The organism is Reyranella sp., from assembly GCF_965279625.1.
Classification (GTDB): domain Bacteria; phylum Pseudomonadota; class Alphaproteobacteria; order Reyranellales; family Reyranellaceae; genus Reyranella.
Genome location: NZ_OZ257251.1, coordinates 5,367,050 through 5,383,673 on the forward strand (window position 1 = coordinate 5,367,050; position 16,624 = coordinate 5,383,673).

General features: G+C 66.1%; 14 protein-coding genes. 9 read left to right on the plus strand and 5 right to left on the minus strand.

Annotated elements, in window-relative coordinates:
• Positions 1-35: 35 nt before the first annotated feature.
• From ACQY78_RS26095 to ACQY78_RS26125, 7 genes are all read left to right on the plus strand, one after another.
• Positions 36-1,148, plus strand: coding sequence for an HlyD family secretion protein (locus ACQY78_RS26095; RefSeq protein WP_428680747.1), 1,113 nt, complete (start codon positions 36-38; stop codon positions 1,146-1,148).
• Positions 1,145-2,296, plus strand: coding sequence for an FUSC family protein (locus ACQY78_RS26100; RefSeq protein WP_428680750.1), 1,152 nt, complete (start codon positions 1,145-1,147; stop codon positions 2,294-2,296). Before ACQY78_RS26095 ends, ACQY78_RS26100 begins: the two co-directional genes overlap by 4 nt.
• A 108-nt stretch (positions 2,297-2,404) precedes the next feature.
• Positions 2,405-3,304 carry a DMT family transporter gene (locus tag ACQY78_RS26105; protein WP_428680753.1) on the plus strand — a complete coding sequence of 300 codons (900 nt, stop codon included), beginning with the start codon at positions 2,405-2,407 and terminating at the stop codon, positions 3,302-3,304.
• Positions 3,305-3,566: 262 nt separating this feature from the next.
• A complete protein-coding gene (locus ACQY78_RS26110) occupies positions 3,567-4,649 on the plus strand; it encodes an ABC transporter substrate-binding protein (RefSeq protein WP_428680756.1) in 1,083 nt (360 codons plus the stop codon).
• Entirely contained in the window at positions 4,649-5,584 is a 936-nt protein-coding gene (locus tag ACQY78_RS26115; protein ID WP_428680759.1) for an ABC transporter permease, read from the plus strand. The genes ACQY78_RS26110 and ACQY78_RS26115 overlap by 1 nt, the downstream gene beginning before the upstream one ends.
• Complete coding sequence (locus tag ACQY78_RS26120) at positions 5,574-6,401, plus strand: ABC transporter ATP-binding protein (RefSeq protein WP_428680762.1); 828 nt, start codon at positions 5,574-5,576, stop codon at positions 6,399-6,401. Before ACQY78_RS26115 ends, ACQY78_RS26120 begins: the two co-directional genes overlap by 11 nt.
• 31 nt (positions 6,402-6,432) lie before the next feature.
• Positions 6,433-7,974: an amidohydrolase family protein gene (locus tag ACQY78_RS26125; protein WP_428680765.1), complete on the plus strand. Its 1,542-nt coding sequence runs from the start codon at positions 6,433-6,435 to the stop codon at positions 7,972-7,974.
• A gap of 88 nt (positions 7,975-8,062) precedes the next feature.
• On the opposite strand, the gene ACQY78_RS26130 is transcribed toward ACQY78_RS26125, so the two are convergent.
• Positions 8,063-9,355 (minus strand): RsmB/NOP family class I SAM-dependent RNA methyltransferase, encoded by a 1,293-nt coding sequence (locus ACQY78_RS26130; protein WP_428680768.1) that lies wholly within the window; start codon positions 9,353-9,355, stop codon positions 8,063-8,065.
• Positions 9,356-9,436: 81 nt separating this feature from the next.
• Between ACQY78_RS26130 and ACQY78_RS26135 the strand changes: the two genes are divergently transcribed.
• Both ACQY78_RS26135 and ACQY78_RS26140 read left to right on the plus strand, forming a co-directional pair.
• A complete protein-coding gene (locus ACQY78_RS26135; protein WP_428680771.1) occupies positions 9,437-11,152 on the plus strand; it encodes an ABC transporter ATP-binding protein/permease in 1,716 nt (571 codons plus the stop codon).
• 83 nt (positions 11,153-11,235) lie between these two features.
• Positions 11,236-11,613: a cupin domain-containing protein gene (locus tag ACQY78_RS26140; protein ID WP_428680774.1), complete on the plus strand. Its 378-nt coding sequence runs from the start codon at positions 11,236-11,238 to the stop codon at positions 11,611-11,613.
• Between the two features lie 71 nt (positions 11,614-11,684).
• On the opposite strand, the gene ACQY78_RS26145 is transcribed toward ACQY78_RS26140, so the two are convergent.
• Genes ACQY78_RS26145 through ACQY78_RS26160 form a run of 4 tightly spaced genes read right to left on the minus strand, consistent with a single transcriptional unit; the run spans position 11,685 to position 16,616 of the window.
• Positions 11,685-11,969 carry a hypothetical protein gene (locus tag ACQY78_RS26145; protein WP_428686549.1) on the minus strand — a complete coding sequence of 95 codons (285 nt, stop codon included), beginning with the start codon at positions 11,967-11,969 and terminating at the stop codon, positions 11,685-11,687.
• Positions 11,921-12,976 carry a 2-oxoacid:ferredoxin oxidoreductase subunit beta gene (locus tag ACQY78_RS26150; RefSeq protein WP_428680777.1) on the minus strand — a complete coding sequence of 352 codons (1,056 nt, stop codon included), beginning with the start codon at positions 12,974-12,976 and terminating at the stop codon, positions 11,921-11,923. Before ACQY78_RS26150 ends, ACQY78_RS26145 begins: the two co-directional genes overlap by 49 nt.
• The gene (locus tag ACQY78_RS26155; protein WP_428680780.1) at positions 12,973-14,817 is read right to left on the minus strand and encodes a 2-oxoacid:acceptor oxidoreductase subunit alpha; all 1,845 of its coding nucleotides are present in this window, start codon (positions 14,815-14,817) and stop codon (positions 12,973-12,975) included. The genes ACQY78_RS26150 and ACQY78_RS26155 overlap by 4 nt, the downstream gene beginning before the upstream one ends.
• Entirely contained in the window at positions 14,802-16,616 is a 1,815-nt protein-coding gene (locus ACQY78_RS26160; protein ID WP_428686508.1) for an FAD-dependent oxidoreductase, read from the minus strand. Before ACQY78_RS26160 ends, ACQY78_RS26155 begins: the two co-directional genes overlap by 16 nt.
• Between the last annotated feature and the right edge of the window lie 8 nt (positions 16,617-16,624).

Below are 16,624 nucleotides of genomic sequence, written 5' to 3' on the forward strand. Positions count from 1 at the left end.
GGGCACGTTACTTTGCGGACGCGATGCCGCCCGACGTGACCCCTCCCGGACAGACCGAGATCGTGCCCGCCGCGCCGAAACCCGTCGCGGTGCCTGCGCCGTCGCCCGAACCAACCCCGGTTGCGGCACCCGAACCGCCTCCAGCCCCGGCGCCGTCCCCGAGGCCGGCCGTCGAGACCAGCCGGCTGCATCGGCTGCTCACCGTCGGCGGGACGATCCTGGCGCTGTTCGTCTTCTACGAGGTGTTCACGTATTTCGTCGCCTTCACCGACGACGCCTATGTCCGTTCCGATCTGGTGGCGGTGGCGCCACAGGTGACCGGGCAGATCATCGAGGTCCATGTCGTCGACAACCAGGACGTAAAGATCGGTGACAGGCTGTATACGATCGACCCGGAGCCCTTCCAGCTCGTGGTCAATCAGTGGAAGGCGCAGATCGATCGCGCCGCGGCCCAGCTCAAGGTCGCGCAGGAGGAGCTGGCGCTTGCCCAGGCGGCCCTGCAGGTCTCGACGTCGAGCCATACCTACGCCGTCCAGGAACAGAGCCGGTTCTCCGATCTCGCCAAGCGCGAATTCGCACCCATCGCCGAACTCGACCGCGCCAACGACGAGCTGCGCCGGTCCCGTGCCGAGATGACGATCTCCACGGTGGCGATCGCCAAGGCGGAGACCGACATCGGCGCCCATCAGGCGGCGTTGGAACTCGCGAAGGCCCAGCTGGCGTCGGCGCAGTGGAACCTCGACCGCACCATCGTGCACGCGCCGAACAACGGGGCGATCACCAATCTCACGATCCGCAAGGGCGACATGGCCACCACCGGCGTGCCGAACGTCGGCATCGTCGATTCCGACGCCTGGCGCATCATGGCCAACTACAAGCAGTACTACATCCGCGACTTCAAGATCGGCGACACCGCCTGGGTCTGGCTCGACAGCTCGCCGTGGCACTTCCACAAGGGCCGGATCACCGGCGTCGCCCGCGGCTTCAGCCGCAATCCCGGCGTCGACAAGCTTCTGCCCTATGTCGCGCCGACGACCGACTGGATCCGCCTGCAGCGTCGTATCCCGGTCACGATCGTGCTCGAGGACCTGCCACCCGGCTACAAGCTCTACATGGGCGCCGATGCGCGCACCGTGATCTTCCCGTGAGCCGCGGCTCGGGAATCAGGCACTACGCAAGGGGGGCCGTAGAGGATTTCCGTGAAGGTGCGCGGCTCCTGGACCGGACACTGACCGGCTTCTGGCGCGAGCTGGCAGACATCGGCACCCGCCCGGCGCAGTCGCGCATGGGCACCGTCGCGGCGGTTTCGGTGATGCTCACGACGACGGTCGCGCTGGTGATGCAGCTCGACGCGCCGTGGTGGGCGGCGATCAGCGGTTACATGTCCCTGATGTCGACCGGTGCAGCCTCTGTGCGGCGTGGCGTGCTGCGGCTCAGCGGCACGATCGCAGGCGCCGTGCTCGGGTTCATCATGGCCCGCTGGCTGCCCTACGACCAGGTCGCGCTGTGCCTGTTCCTGGGCTGCGCGACGATGGCCGGCGTCATCGCGGTGCAGGTGAGCCCGCACGGGCTGGCCTGGCTGTTCATGGCGATCACCTCCAGCCTCGTGTTGCTGATGAGCCTCAACGACCCGACCCAGGCGTTCGAGATCGCCTGCTACCGCACGCTCGACGTGGCGGTCGGGGTCTCGTGCGCCATGGTGACGGCCAAGCTGCTGCAGGAGTGGCATGCCGAGCCGGCCCCCTCGGCGCCGGGCTGGCGGCACCTGTTGGGCGCACAATGGCCGTCGGTGCTGCACGGGGTCCGCGCGGCCATCTCCGTGGTGACCGTGATGATCGTCTGGGTGATGGTCGACCTGCCGGACGTGGGCGAAATGGCGGTCACGATCGCCGTCGTGATGGCGGCGCCGCTGATCGCCGACGGCGGCACGACGACGCGCCACCTCGTGGCGGAGAAGTCGTTCCACCGCTTCATGGGCTGCCTGCTGGGCGGCATCGTCGCGCTGGGCTGCCTCGCGCTGCAGGTCGAATCGTTCTTCTGGTGGCTGGCCATGCTCGGCGTCGTCGTCTGGGTGGGCATGCACATCCAGATGGGCCGGCACGGCGTTCCCTATGTCGGCACCCAGTTCGCCTTTGTCTTCGTCGTCACGATGGTGCAGGGGCTGGCGCCGCCGGACAGCATCATGCCGGGCGTCGACCGCTTCGCCGGGATCACCGGCGGCCTGGGCATCCTGATGATCGTCTCGCTCCTGTTGTGGCCGTCCGACCAGGAGCTCACGACGGAACTGCGCACCTGACGTGCAACGGTGCCAGTGCCAGCATCCGAAACGACCCATGCGCTGCAGGCGCCCGCTTAGTCCGCCCCTGCACTTGTTGGCCGGCGCCAGCAGGTTAAGTTGCCGCCGATGAGTGCCAGCGCGTCCCCGCCGACCGACCGGATCCTGCGGGCCATCCTTTCGATCATATTCTCGGTCCTGTGCTTTTCCGTCCTGAACGCCATGTCCAAGACGCTGAGCCAGACCTATCCGGTCATCGAGGTGATCTGGGGCCGCTACGCCTTCGCCTTCATCTTCATGATGGCGATCTTTCTGCCTCGCGCCGGGCTGGCGCTGTTCCGCTGGCACAATGTGCCGAGCCAGATCGTGCGCGGCCTGCTGCTGTTCCTGTCCTCCTACCTCTACTTCCACGGCATCGTCGACATGCCGCTGGCGTCGGCGGCCTCGATCTCGCTCACCAGCCCGCTGATCGTCACGGCGCTGTCGTCGAAGTTTCTGGGCGAGCCGGTCGGTCCGAAGCGCTGGGTGGCCGTTATGGTCGGATTCGTCGGTGCCCTGATCGTGGTGCGCCCGGGCTCCGCGCACTTCGAGTGGCATTCGCTCTGGATCGTCGGCAGCACGATCTCGAGCTCGCTCTACCAGCTCTTCTCGCGGCGCTACGGGCAGGCCGAGCGGCCCGATGCCTCGGCCACGATGGCGACGATCGTCGGCACCGCGGTGGCCCTGCCGCTGCTGCCGTTCGAATGGGTAACGCCGACCTTCGGCTGGCACTGGGTGCTGTTCATCGGCATGGGCATCATGGCCGGTGTCGGCCACTATTTCCTGACAATCGCCTACAGCCAGGCGCCGGCTGCGGTTGTGGCACCCTTCAACTACGTGCAACTGCTGGGCGCCGCCCTGCTGGGCTACCTGGTGTTCGGCGACTTCCCCGACTTCTGGACCTGGGTGGGCGCCGGCGTGATCATCTGCTCCGGCCTCTATCTCGGGCACATCGAGCGCCAGCGGCATCGGGCACTGATCAAGAAATAGCACGCGTGACCGGGAATTGACCTGAGGCTGCACGGCCGCGGGTCGTATGCGAGCCGCCACCGCTGGTTTTCTGCTGTGGCACATCCCTTGCTTCAAATGTTGGCAGCGCAGAATCGCGCTAGCGCGATTCTTCTCGGTTGGCGTGCCGGCACCTTTGAGGACGGTCGCACCGAGTAGCGACCGACAAGGAGTTGTCAGTCGCAGACTCGCCCAAGCCAGCAGTCCCTGTCCAAATTTTCTCCGCTGCCCGAGGAGGCTCTCCATGTGTGATCGCATCGGCTGTACGCATTTTCCGGATCTGTCCAAGATGAACTTCGGCGGCGCTGTCGCGCCGTCCCGCCGCGGCTTCCTGAAGGGCGCCGCCGCCGTCAGCACCATCACCATGGCCGCCGGTCCCGGTATGCTCGTGGGCGGACAGGCTCATGCCGCGGCCAGTCTCAAGTCGACGCACGGCACCGGCTTCTGCAACCTCAACCTCTTCCTCGCCCATTCGCGCCAGTACGCCAAGGCGAGCGGCACCGAACTCGTGTTCGTGAACACGCCGACCTCGGCCGAGATGGTGACGTTCCTCGGCATGGGGCAGGTCGATCTCGGCCTCATGCCCTACACCAGCTTCATGGCGCTCTACGACGCCGGCGCTCCGGTGAAGATCGTGGCCGGTGGCGGCGTCGAAGGCTGCGCGATCGTGGCGCGTCCCGGTCTCGACACGCCCGAGAAGCTCAAGGGCAAGACGCTGGGGACGTTCCAGCTCGATACGCTGGAGGTCATGCCCTACGACTACCTGAAGAAGCACGGCATCCCCTTCAAGGACGTGAAGGTCCGTTACATGGGCAACACGCCGGAGGCCGTCGAGGCCTTCAAGGCGGGCGCCATCGACTGGATCTGCACGATCGAACCCTACGCCTCGGCGCTGGTGAACGACGTCAAGGGCGCGGTCATGCTGACCAACGGCATCGACCTCTACGGCAAGGGTTACACCGACTGCGTGCTGGCCTCGCGGTCAAGCCTGATGAAGGACAATCCCGCCGGCCTCAAGGCGATCATCAAGAGCATGATGCAGGCCCAGCTCGATGCCGAGACCAATACCGACGACGTGCTGAAGGAGCTGGTCGGCAAGTATTACAAGACCTCGATGGAGAACGCCAAGATCGCCCAGGGCAAGCAGCCGGCAATCGTCGATGCGCGCAGCCAGACCGACTTCATCCTGCAGCGCACCGACAGCGTCATGGAGATGGGCTACATCAAGAAGAAGCCCGGCCGCGACGCGATCGACTGGACGTTGCTCGAAGAGGTCATCAAGGAGAACCCCGACCTCTACGGCAAGCTCAAGTACAAGTCCGCCTGATGGCTGTCGTCACTCGCGACAGCGAAGCGTCGGGCGCCGCCGCCGGGACATCCCGCCCGGCGGCGGTCTCGCGCTTCTACACCGGCATGGTCAACCTCGAATGGTTGACCAAGGCCTGGTGGACGATCCTGTCGATCAGCCTGTTCGCCGGCCTCTGGGAACTGTGCTGGTTCTTCGGCTGGGCCGATCCGAAGCTGCTGCCGCCGCCGCACATCTTCCTCGGCAACCTCGCGGAGCAGGGCAAGTTCTTCAACACCGCCACGCGCTGGCAGGTCGGCCAGGCGATGAACGCCGGCCCCTCGGCCTTCGAATCGGTGATGATCACGGTGGGGGCCACGACGGCCCGCGTCTTCATCGGCCTGGCGATGGCCTCGGTGCTGGCGATCGGGATGGGCGTGCTCATCCGCTACCACCATGTCTTCGACAAGCTCGTGCTGCCGACCATCACGCTGCTGTCGCCGGTGTCGCCCATCGCCTGGCTGCCGGTTGCCATCTTCCTGTTCGGCATCGGCAATGCGCCCGCCATCTTCATGGTGGTGGTGGCGCTGTTCTTCCACATGGTGCTGGCCACGGTCGCCCAGATCGACGGCGTCAGCCCCAATTTCATCAACGTCGCGCGCACCATGGGCGCGTCCAAGCGGCAGATCTATGCGCGGGTCATCGTGCCGGCGATCCTCCCCGGCATGCTGCAGGTGCTGCGCCTCAACCTGTTCGGTGCCTGGATGGTGGTGCTGGTCGCGGAGTCGACGGGCGTCGGCTACGGCATGGGCCAGGTCATCATGCTGGCGCGCAACACCTTCAACCCCTCGCTGGTCTTCTTCACCATCGCAGTGATCGGCGTGCTGGGCTTCGCCTTCGACTGGCTGTTGCGCCAGGCCCAGCGGCGTATCCTCTACTGGCTGCCCGACACCAAGGAGAAGCTGCGTGGCCTTTGATGCACCGCCGACATTCTCGTCCAAGGATGCCGTGGTCTGCCGCGGCGTCGGCAAGACCTGGGCGGCCGGCACGAAGCGCGCCCACAATGCCCTGACCGACATCGACCTCGACGTCGCGCCGGGCGAATTCGTGGTCCTTCTCGGCCCCTCCGGCTGCGGCAAGAGCACCTTGCTCTACCTGATCGCCGGTCTCGAGGACGCGACCGAAGGCCAGCTCTGGTCGTTCGGCGACCTTGTGGAGACGCCATCGCCGCAACGCAGCCTGATCTTCCAGGAAACCTCGCTCTTCCCGTGGCTGACCGTGTGGGAAAACGTGAGCTTCGGGCTCTCCATCCGCGGGGCGAGCAAGGAGGAGCGCCGCAGCGTCGCCGCCGAGGCGCTTCAGCGGGTCGGGCTGAAGGCCGCAATGGACAAGCGGCCGGACGAATTGTCGGGCGGCATGCGCCAGCGGGTCGCCGTGGCGCGGGCGCTGGCCATGCGCCCCAAGGTCCTGCTGATGGACGAGCCGTTCGCGGCGCTGGACGTCCAGACGCGTGCCCGCATGCAGGACTTCCTGCTCGACGTGTGGCGAGATTCGGGTGCGTCGGTGCTGTTCGTCACCCATCATATCGACGAGGCGGTGGCGCTGGCCGACCGGGTCGTCGTCTTCACCTCGCGGCCGGGCCGCATCAAGACCATCGTGCCGATCGACATGCCGCGTCCGCGCAATCTCTTTTCGCGCGAGGCGGAGGATCTTCGGATCCGGCTCACCGACCTGCTGCGCGACGAAGTCGACCGCGCCTTCGCGGAGCAGGAAGCGCTCGCCGTCACCGCCTGATTCAGCAACCACAGACAAAGGAGAAGCCGACATGGCCACCAGCCTGATCCGTAGCCGCGCCGCCATCACGGGCACCAAGGACCGTTTCACCTGGAACGAGATCAAGGACGGCGCCGTCCTTCAGGAAGACGGTGTCATCGTCGAGGTCGGCACCTATGACGACTTGCACCGCAAGCACCCGACTGTGCCGGTGATCGGCACCGGCAAGGAGATCCTGCTGCCGGGCTTCGTCAACGGCCATCATCATGTCGGCCTAACGCCGGTCCAGCTCGGCTCGCCCGACATGCCTCTCGAGCTGTGGTTCATCACCCGCATGGTGATCCGCAACCTCGACCTCTATCTCGACACGCTCTACTCGGCCTTCGAGATGATCGGCTCGGGCATCACCACGGTGCAGCACATCCAGGGCTGGATGCCCGGCACCCTGCCCGATGTCGAGAAGCGCGCGACCGAGACCATCAAGGCCTATGAAGATGTCGGCATGCGGGTCAGCTACTGCTACGCCGTGCGTGACCAGAACCGTCTCGTCTACCAGGCCGACGAGGAATTCGTGCGCAGCCTGCCGAAGGACCTGCAGGGCCCGATGCAGCGCTGGTTCGACCGGTTCAAGATGGGCCTCGACGATGCGATGGACATGTTCAAGTCCTTCCATTCGCAGCATCACAACAAGCGCCGGGTGAAGATCCAGCTGGCGCCGGCCAACCTGCACTGGTGCTCGGACCCGGCGCTCACCAAGCTCAGCGAGGCCTCGGCCAAGTACAATGTGCCGATGCACATGCACCTGCTCGAGACCGCCTACCAGAAGGAATATGCCTGGCGGCGCGGCAACTGCACGGCGCTGGAATACATCGACCGCTTCGGCATGGTGAACGAGCGGCTGACCCTCGGCCATGGCGTGTGGCTGAACGAGAAGGACATCGACCGGCTGGCCGAGGCCAAGGGCTGCGTCTGCCACAACTGCTCGTCCAACTTCCGCCTGCGCTCCGGCGTGGCCGCGCTCAATCACTTCGAGAAGAAGGGCATCAACACCGCCATCGGTCTCGACGAGGCCGGCATCAACGACGATCGCGACATGCTGCAGGAGCTGAAGCTGGTCCTGCGCGCGCATCGCGTGCCGGGCATGGTCGAGGCCGACGTGCCGACCATGGCGCAGGTACTGCGCATGGCGACGGTCGGTGGGGCGAAGACGACGCCGTTCGGCGAGAGCATCGGCACTTTGGAGGTCGGCAAGGCCGCCGACATGGTGCTGATCGACTGGGACAGCGTGGCCTATCCCTATCTCGACGAGATGACGCCGACGCTCGACGCGGTGGTGCAGCGTGCCAAGCAGCAGGCCGTCACCATGACGATGTGCGACGGAGAGGTGATCTACAAGGACGGGCTGTTCACCAAGGTCGACAAGACCGCCGCGCTGAAGGCGCTGCACGACGATCTCAGCAAGGCCCTGGCCGACGATGAGGTCGAGCGCCGCAAGCTCTCGGTCGCGCTGCTGCCGCACGCCCGCAAGTTCTACGAGAACTACATGGACCCCTCGAAGCACCAGCCGTTCTACAGCCCGAGCTCCAGGGTGTGATCAAAGGCTGGGGGCGCGCCACGAGAGTGGCGCGTCTTCCTCTTTAGTCTTGAACGCGCCACTGGAGTGGCGCGCCCCCAGCCCTCAATCAGGTTGTGGTCAGGCGCGCGATGTAGAAGCCATCGAGGCCGCCGCGGTCGGCCCACATGAAGGGGTAGGTGCGGACGTCGCCGCGCGGGGTGATGGCGTCTTCGAGGCCGGGCAGTTCCGCCGGCGTGACACGCACGCGCTTGAGCTGCGGATTGCGAACGAGGACGCCGTTGATGCGCTCGACGCCTTCGTCCTCCTGCAGCGAGCAGACGGCGTAGACCAAGGTACCGCCGGGCTTGAGCATCTCGAGGGCGCGCACCAGCAGGCGGTCCTGCGTGACCGTCAGACGCGCTACGTCCTCCTCGTCCTTCAGCCAGGCGATGTCGGGATGGCGGCGCAGGGTACCGGTGCCGGAACAGGGGGCGTCGAGCAGGATGGCGTCGAACTTCTCCTCGGGCATCCACTTGCTGGCGTCGGCGGTCACGAGATTGGCCGACAGGCCGGCGCGCGCGAGATTCTCACCGAGGCGCGTCATGCGGCGGGCGGAGATGTCGACGGCCGTCACCTGGGCGCCCGCGGCGCAGAGCTGCATGGTCTTGCCGCCCGGCGCGGCGCAGAGATCGGCGACCCGCTTGTCGGTGACGTCGCCCAGCAGCCGCACGGGCAGGGCGGCGGCGGCGTCCTGGACCCACCAGGTGCCTTCGGCAAAGCCCGGCAGCTCCGCGATGTGCCCGCCGCCCTTGCGCCGCAGCGTGCCGGTCGGCAGCTTTTCGGCCTCGAGCTGGCCGGCCCAGAAATCGGCATCCCGGCGGACGGTGAGGTCGAGCGGCGCCTCCTGCAGATGCGCCGACGCGATGGCGCGCGTCGTATCCTCGCCATAGGCGTGGATCCAGTTCTCCCACAGCCAGCGCGGCGTATTGAGGCGGGCAGGATCGCGATCCACCAGCAGGGCGTCGCCGTCGCGCGAAATCCGGCGCAGCACGGCGTTGGTCAGGCCCTTCAGGTGATGCAGGCCGGCATCCTCGACCAGGCGCACCGACGTGTCGACGGCGGCGTGGGGCGGCGTGCCGAGGAACATCAGCTGGGCGGCGCCGAGGCGCAGGACCTGACGGCCGACCGCGTTCGCGCCCTCCAGGGGCTTGGTGATCAGGCCGGACAGCACGCCCTCGATCTCGCCCAGGTGGCGCACGGTCGTGGCCAGTAGCAGCCGGACGAAGGCGCGGTCGCGCGGATCGAGGGCGGTGAAGCCGCGATGGCCGGCCAGCGCGTCATCGAGCGGCTGGCCCTTGTCGAGGCAGGCCATCAGCACATCGACTGCGGCGCGGCGGGAGGCGAGAGGGGTGGCATCCATCGTGCGGCGCTATAGCTGCCGCAGACGCCGTTGTCATCGTCGCGCTGTCTCGGCAGTGTGCCGCCCGAAAGGATTTCCTGCATGAAGAGCGTGAGTTCCTACTTCGGCGACTGGTGGCGGCTGGTCGTCCCGTACTTCCGCTCGGAGGAGCGTTGGATCGCCATCGCCCTGCTGGTGGGCGCGATCGTGCTCACCCTGGCGAGCGTCACGGTCAACGTCGCCTTCAGCGAATGGAACCGGCGCTTCTACGACAGCCTGCAGAACAAGGACGAAGCGGCCTTCTGGATCGAGATGGTCAATTTCGGCTGGATCGCGGCGCTCGCCATCGCGTTCGGCGTGGCGCGCGGGCTGGTCAGCCCGTACCTGCGCCTCCGGTGGCGGCGGTGGCTGACGGGACATTATCTCTCGCACTGGCTCGACGGGCGCGGCTACTACCGCATCGAACTCGAGCGCAAGGTCGACAATGCCGATCAGCGCATCTCCGAGGATCTGCGGCTGCTCGGATTCTACACGATGACCCTGCTGCTGGGCCTGATCAGCGCGGTGGCGACGCTGATTTCGTTCCTGTTCATCCTGTGGCAGCTGTCGGGTCCGATGTCGTTGTCCTTCATCGGCCTCGACGTGGTGATCCCCGGCTACATGGTCTGGGCGGCGCTGATCTACGCCTTCCTCGGCACCTGGCTGGCCAACCTGGTCGGCCGGCGACTGATCCCGCTCAACTTCCTGCAGCAGCGCTACGAGGCGAACTTCCGCTTCGGCCTGATGCGGGTACGTGAGAACGCCGAAGGCATCGCGCTCTATCGCGGCGAGCCGCGCGAGAACGCGGTGCTCGAGGAAAAGTTCACCGACGTGTTCAACAATGCCTGGCGCGTGCTGGTGACCGAGATGCAGCTCGTCTTCTACCAGATCGGCTATGGCCAGCTCGCCATCATCTTCCCCTACATCGTGACGGCGCCGCGCTTCTTTGCGGGTGCGATCACGCTGGGCGTCGTCATGCAGACGGCGCAGGCCTTCGGGCAGGTGCAGTCGGCACTGTCGTTCTTCATCGACAACTACACCAACGTGGCCGAGCTGCGCGCGGTGATGGACCGGTTGAAGGGGCTGCAGATCGCCATTGAGGACAAGCCGCCGGAGAACATCACCGTCGGCGCGGAGGCCGGGCGCACCGATGTCGGCACGAGCGGCCTCGATCTCGCTTTGCCGACCGGACAGACCCTGCTGAAGGACCTGAACCTCACCCTGCCGAAGGGGGCCTGGACGCTGATTTCCGGGTCGAGCGGGTCGGGCAAGAGCACGCTGTTCCGGGCCTTGGCCGGCATCTGGCCGTTCGGCCACGGGCGGGTGCTGATTCCGTCCGGCGCGCGCGTGCTGTTCCTGCCGCAGAAGCCCTACATCCCGATCGCCACCCTGCGCGACGCGGTGAAGTATCCCGACGAATCCTCCACGGCCAACGATGCCGAGATCGTGCAGGCGCTGGAGGCGGCCCGGCTCGGCCACCTGGCCGGACGCCTCGACGAGGAGGCGCACTGGAGCAACATCCTGTCGGGCGGCGAGCAGCAGCGGCTGGCCATTGCGCGGGCACTGGTCTTCAAGCCCGACTGGCTGTTCCTCGACGAGGCCACGGCCTCGCTCGACGAGGCCAACGAGGCGGCGGTCTACAGCGTGCTGAAGGAGCGGCTGCCGCAGGCGACGGTCGTCTCGATCGGTCACCGGCCGTCGTTGCGGCAATGGCACGAGACGCGTCTCGAGCTGAAGCGCGCCCCGGGCGAGACAGGGACCTTGGGCGCCGTGAACTGAGGAGCATCGTCCGATCCAGTCAAGGGGCGTTGCTCTGTAGGACAGAGACTTGCCCATAAGGCGCCAAGGGCATGGAGGCGACCGTGTCTCCTCCCGGGCAGGAGCACTGCTACGTGCTCAGGGGCGAAGTGCTGTTCCATGTCGGCGACGCGACGTACCGACTGAAGGCGGGTCACGGCATCCTGCGGCTGGAGCCGGGCGGCTGGCATCCCGATATTGGCTTCGCGCAGGTCTGGCTGGTGCTGAAGGGCGAGTTCGTCATCGACGGCCGCAACTGTACGCCGGGCACGATGCTCTATCACCCCGACCCGAATTTCGAGGGCGAGTTCAGGACCGAGACCGGCGGCGAGATCCGGATCGTGCAGTATCCCGGCCCGACGACCGGCGAACGGCCGATCTATGCCGGCCGCTTCAACATGGAGACGCGCAAGTCGGTCGCCGAGGAGCGGGTCGACCTTTAGAGGCTAGTGCTGCGCCCACCTCAACATTCCGACGATCCAAATCCGCGTCGGAAAGCTCTATGGCACGCTCGTCAGGCTTGCGGTGGAAGGGCGGGCGAGGGCTTCCAGAAATGGAGGACCAGCCAAGCCGCAATTCCGAAGCCCAGCAGACCACCGAGCGGCAGTCCGACACTCACGCCGCCCATTGCCGCAGAGCCCTCGAACGAGCCCCAGATCGCGGTGAAAAGGATCGCAAGGCCGATCGCCATCAGGCCGGCGCCGACGCAGGCGCCGACGAGGGCGGCAAGCAGGGCGACCAGCCAGCGGATCAGCGCAGGCTCGCGTTGATCTTGTCGAGCGCCGAGGTGCCGGGGCAAAGCTCCGGGGCGTTCAGCGTGTTCAGCGGCACGTCGACCGTGTTGAGGTTGGCGTGCAGGTCGCTCGGGGTCGGATCGACATAGAGCAGGCCGGTCACGACCTCGCCGGCATGCAGGCCTTCCTGGACGCGCTTCACGGCCGCGACCTTGTCGGACGGATCGTAGTCTTCGCCGAGCTTGCGCAGGCGCAGGACCGAGCCGTCATGCTGCTGCACGATCTTCGTGGTGCCGGGATCGTAGGAGGTGGTGATCTCCTCGCGGGTCTCGATGAAGTCGATGCGGTTCAGCGCCTCGTTGTGCTCGCGCACATAGTCGTAGCTCTTGGTCGAGCCCGCATGGTTGTTGAAGGCAACGCAGGGGCTGATGACGTCGAGGAAGGCCGCGCCCTTGTGGTCCATCGCCGCCTTGATCAGCGGCACGAGCTGGTGCTTGTCGCCCGAGAAGGAGCGGCCGACGAAAGTGGCGCCCATCAGGATGGCCAGCGACACCATGTCGATCGAGGAATCGGGGTTCGACACGCCCTTCTTGCTGATCGAGCCCTTGTCGGCGGTGGCGGAGAACTGGCCCTTGGTGAGGCCGTACACGCCGTTGTTCATGACGATGTAGGTCATGTTCACGCCGCGCCGCATGACGTGGGCGAACTGGCCCAGGCCGATCGAGGCGGAATCGCCGTCGCCCGACACGCCCATGTAGATCAGGTCGCGGTTGGCCAGGTTGGCGCCGGTCATCACCGACGGCATGCGGCCGTGCACGGTGTTGAAGCCGTGGCTGGCGCCCACGAAGTAGGTCGGCGCCTTGGACGAGCAGCCGATGCCCGAGAGCTTGGCGACCTGGTGCGGCAGGATGTCGAGTTCGTAGCAGGCCTGGATGATCGCGGCGCTGATCGAATCGTGGCCGCAGCCGGCGCACAGCGTCGAGACGGCGCCCTCGTAGTCGCGGCGCGTGAAGCCCGCCTTGTTCTTGACCAGCGAGGGGTGATGGAGACGGGGCTTGGCGATGTAGGTCATGACGCGGCCTTGTCGAACGAGACAACCTTGAACTGACCGAGCTTGGTGGCGATGTCGGTCGCGATGAAGCGCGCCGTGATCGGCGTGCCGTCATAATGCAGGACGGGCACGATCTTGCGCGCGTCGAGCGTGTATTCGCTGAGCAGCATGGTGCGCAGCTGCGCGTCGCGGTTCTGCTCGACGACGAAGACGCGATCGTGCTCGTGGATGAAATCCTCGACACTCTGCGCAAAGGGGAAGGAGCGAACGCGCAGCGCGTTGACGTGATGGCCCTCGGCCTCGAGATGGTCGAGCGCCTCGTCCATCGCGGGGCTCGTCGAGCCGAAGTAGATCACGCCGAAGCGCGTCGGCTTGGGCGAGGAATAGCGCAGCGGCTGCGGCGCGATCTTCTTCGCGGTCTCCCACTTCTTCTGCAGCCGCTCCATGTTGCGCACATAGACGGGGCCTTCCTCCGAGTAGCGCGCGAACTCGTCCTTGGTCGTGCCGCGCGTGAAGTAGGAGCCCTTGGTCGGGTGCGTGCCGGGATAGGTGCGGAACGGGATGCCGTCGCCGTCGACGTCGAGGTAGCGGCCGAAGGTCTTGCCGGCCTCGAGGTCCTCGGCGGTCATCACCTTGCCGCGGTCGAGGACGCGGGTCTCGTCCCAGGCGAACGGCTTGCACAGCCGGTGGTTCATGCCGATGTCGAGATCGGTCATGACGAACACCGGGGTCTGCAGCCGGTCGGCGAGGTCGAGCGCGTCGGCGGTGAACTCGAAGCACTCGCGCGGATCCTCGGGGAACAGCAGCACGTGCTTGGTGTCGCCGTTCGAGGCGTAGGCGCAGCCCAGCAGGTCCGACTGCTGCGTGCGCGTCGGCATGCCGGTCGAGGGCCCGCCGCGCTGCACGTTCACCAGCACCGCCGGGACTTCGGCGAAATAGGCGAGGCCGATGAACTCGGTCATCAGCGAGATGCCGGGGCCGGACGTGGCGGTGAAGGAGCGCGCGCCGTTCCAGGCGGCGCCGATCACCATGCCGATCGAGGCCAGCTCGTCCTCGGCCTGCACGATCGCGTACTTGGCCTTGCCGGTCTCCTTGTCGTGCCGGAACTTCTTGCAATGGCTCTGGAACGCCTCGGCCAGTGACGAGGAGGGTGTGATCGGATACCAGGCGCAGACCGTGGCGCCGCCATAGACGGCGCCCAGCGCGGCTGCGCTGTTGCCCTCGACGAAGATGCGGTCGCCGACATTGTCGGCATGGCGCACCTTGAGCTTCACCAGGTCGGGGTCGACATGCTGCTTCACCCAGTCGCGGCCGAGGTTCATCGCCTTCACGTTGGAATCGATCAGCTTTTCCTTGCCCTTGAACTGTTCGCTGAACAGCCGCTGGATCTGCTTCTCGTCGATGTCGAGCAGCACCGAGAGCGCGCCGACATAGATGATGTTCTTGAACAGCTGGCGCTGGCGGGCGTCGGAGTAGGTGGCGTTGGTGATCGCCGTCAGCGGCACGCCGATCACGTTGATGTCCTCGCGGAACATCGACGACGGCATGGGCTTGGTCGAATCGTAGAACAGGTAGCCGCCGGGCGTAATCTCCTTCACGTCCTCGGCCCAGGTCTGCGGGTTCATCGCGACCATCATGTCGACGCCGCCGCGCCGTCCGAGATAACCCTTCTCGGTGACGCGCACCTCGTACCAGGTCGGCAGGCCCTGGATGTTCGAGGGGAAGATGTTGCGCGGGCTGACGGGCACACCCATGCGCAGGATCGACCGGGCGAAGAGTTCGTTGGCCGAGGCCGATCCAGATCCGTTGACGTTCGCGAACTTGACGACGAAATCGTTAACGGCGGCTATTGCTTGCGGCATGCGTGCTCCGCGTGTGTCATTTCGATGTAATACTTGCGCATGTCCCATGCGCCGGTCGGGCAGCGTTCGGCGCACAGGCCGCAGTGCAGGCAGACATCCTCGTCCTTGACCATGACCCGCTGGGTCTTGAGGCCGTCGGCGATGTAGAGGTCCTGTGTCGGGTTCATCGCCGGCGCCGTGAGGTGCGTGCGAAGTTCCTTTTCCTCACCGTTCTCGGTGAAGGTGATGCAGTCCATCGGGCAGATGTCGACGCAGGCGTCGCATTCGATGCAGAGCTGGCCGGTGAACACCGTCTGGACGTCGCAGTTGAGGCAGCGCTGCGCTTCTTTGAAGGCGAGCTGCGGATCGAAGCCCAGCTCGACCTCGGCCATGATGTCCTTCAGCGCCTCCTTCTTGGGGCGATGCGGGACCTTCAGGCGATGGTCGATGGTGGGGGCGTTGTCGTAGCTCCACTCGTGGATGCCCATCTTCTGGCTGGCGACGTTGACGCCGGGCGCCGGGCGCTCCTCGGGGTTCTCGCCGATCAGCATCTTGTGGATGGAGGTCGCCGCCTCGTGGCCGTGCGCCGCCGCCCAGATGATGTTCTTCGGCCCGAACGCCGCGTCGCCGCCGAAGAACACCTTCGGATGCGTGCTGGCGAATGTCTTCTCGTTGAGCTGGGGCAGGCCCCACTTGTCGAACTCGATGCCGGCGTCCTTCTCGATCCACGGGAAGGCGTTCTCCTGGCCGATCGCGACCAGCACGTCGTCGCATTCGTGGAACTCGTCGGGCTCGCCCGACGGGACCAGCGAGCGGCGACCCTTGTCGTCGTACTTCGCGACCACCTTCTCGAACACCACGCCCTTGATCTTGCCGCCCTCGTGACGGACTTCCTTCGGGACGAGCATGTTGAGGATGGGAATGTCCTCGCCGATCGCGTCTTCCTTCTCCCACGGCGACGCCTTCATCTCGTCGAAGCCGGAGCGGACGATGACCTTCACGTCCTCGCCGCCGAGGCGGCGGGCGGTGCGGCAGCAATCCATCGCGGTGTTGCCGCCGCCCAGCACGATCACGCGCTTGCCGACCTTGTCGATGTGGCCGAACGAGACCGACGACAGCCAGTCGAGGCCGATATGGATGCTGGCGGCGGCTTCCTTGCGGCCGGGCACGTCGAGATCGCGGCCGCGCGGCGCGCCCGAGCCCACGAACACCGCGTCGTAGCCCTCGGCCAGCACCGCCTTCAGGGAGTCGACCCTCTGGTGGCGGAACTCGATGTTGCCGATGCCGGTGATGTAGCCGACTTCCTCGTCGATCACCGACTCAGGCAGACGGAAGTGCGGGATCTGCGTGCGGATGAAGCCGCCGAGCTTGGGATCCTGGTCGTAAATGACGATCTCGTAGCCCAGCACCGCAAGATCGCGCGCAACGGTGAGGGAGGAGGGGCCGCCGCCGATGCATGCGATCCGCCTGCCGTTCTTCTCCGCCGCCTTGGGCATCTTGGAGTCGATGTCGTCGTCGTCCTTGTAGTCGGCGGCGACGCGCTTCAGGCGGCAGATCGCGACCGGCTCCTTCTTGCCCTTCACCAGCGTCTCGTCCTCGACGCGGCTGCGCCGGCAGGCGGGCTCGCAGGGACGGTCGCAGGTCCGACCCAGGATTCCCGGGAAGACGTTGGACTTCCAGTTGATCATGTACGCATCGGAGTAACGTCCGTGCGCGATCAGCCTGATGTACTCGGGGACGGGGGTATGGGCAGGACAGGCCCATTGGCAATCGACGACTTTATGAAAGTAGTCGGGATTGGCGATGTCAGTCGGCTTCAACATAAACT

Bases quoted from the DNA above. Each gene is read 5' to 3' on its own strand.
- ACQY78_RS26155 (WP_428680780.1), bottom strand. From the start codon at position 14,817: ATGCCGCAAGCAATAGCCGCCGTTAACGATTTCGTCGTCAAGTTCGCG.
- ACQY78_RS26150 (WP_428680777.1), bottom strand. From the start codon at position 12,976: ATGACCTACATCGCCAAGCCCCGTCTCCATCACCCCTCGCTGGTCAAG.
- ACQY78_RS26135 (WP_428680771.1), top strand. From the start codon at position 9,437: ATGAAGAGCGTGAGTTCCTACTTCGGCGACTGGTGGCGGCTGGTCGTC.
- ACQY78_RS26125 (WP_428680765.1), top strand. From the start codon at position 6,433: ATGGCCACCAGCCTGATCCGTAGCCGCGCCGCCATCACGGGCACCAAG.
- ACQY78_RS26130 (WP_428680768.1), bottom strand. From the start codon at position 9,355: ATGGATGCCACCCCTCTCGCCTCCCGCCGCGCCGCAGTCGATGTGCTG.
- ACQY78_RS26105 (WP_428680753.1), top strand. From the start codon at position 2,405: ATGAGTGCCAGCGCGTCCCCGCCGACCGACCGGATCCTGCGGGCCATC.
- ACQY78_RS26115 (WP_428680759.1), top strand. From the start codon at position 4,649: ATGGCTGTCGTCACTCGCGACAGCGAAGCGTCGGGCGCCGCCGCCGGG.
- ACQY78_RS26110 (WP_428680756.1), top strand. From the start codon at position 3,567: ATGTGTGATCGCATCGGCTGTACGCATTTTCCGGATCTGTCCAAGATG.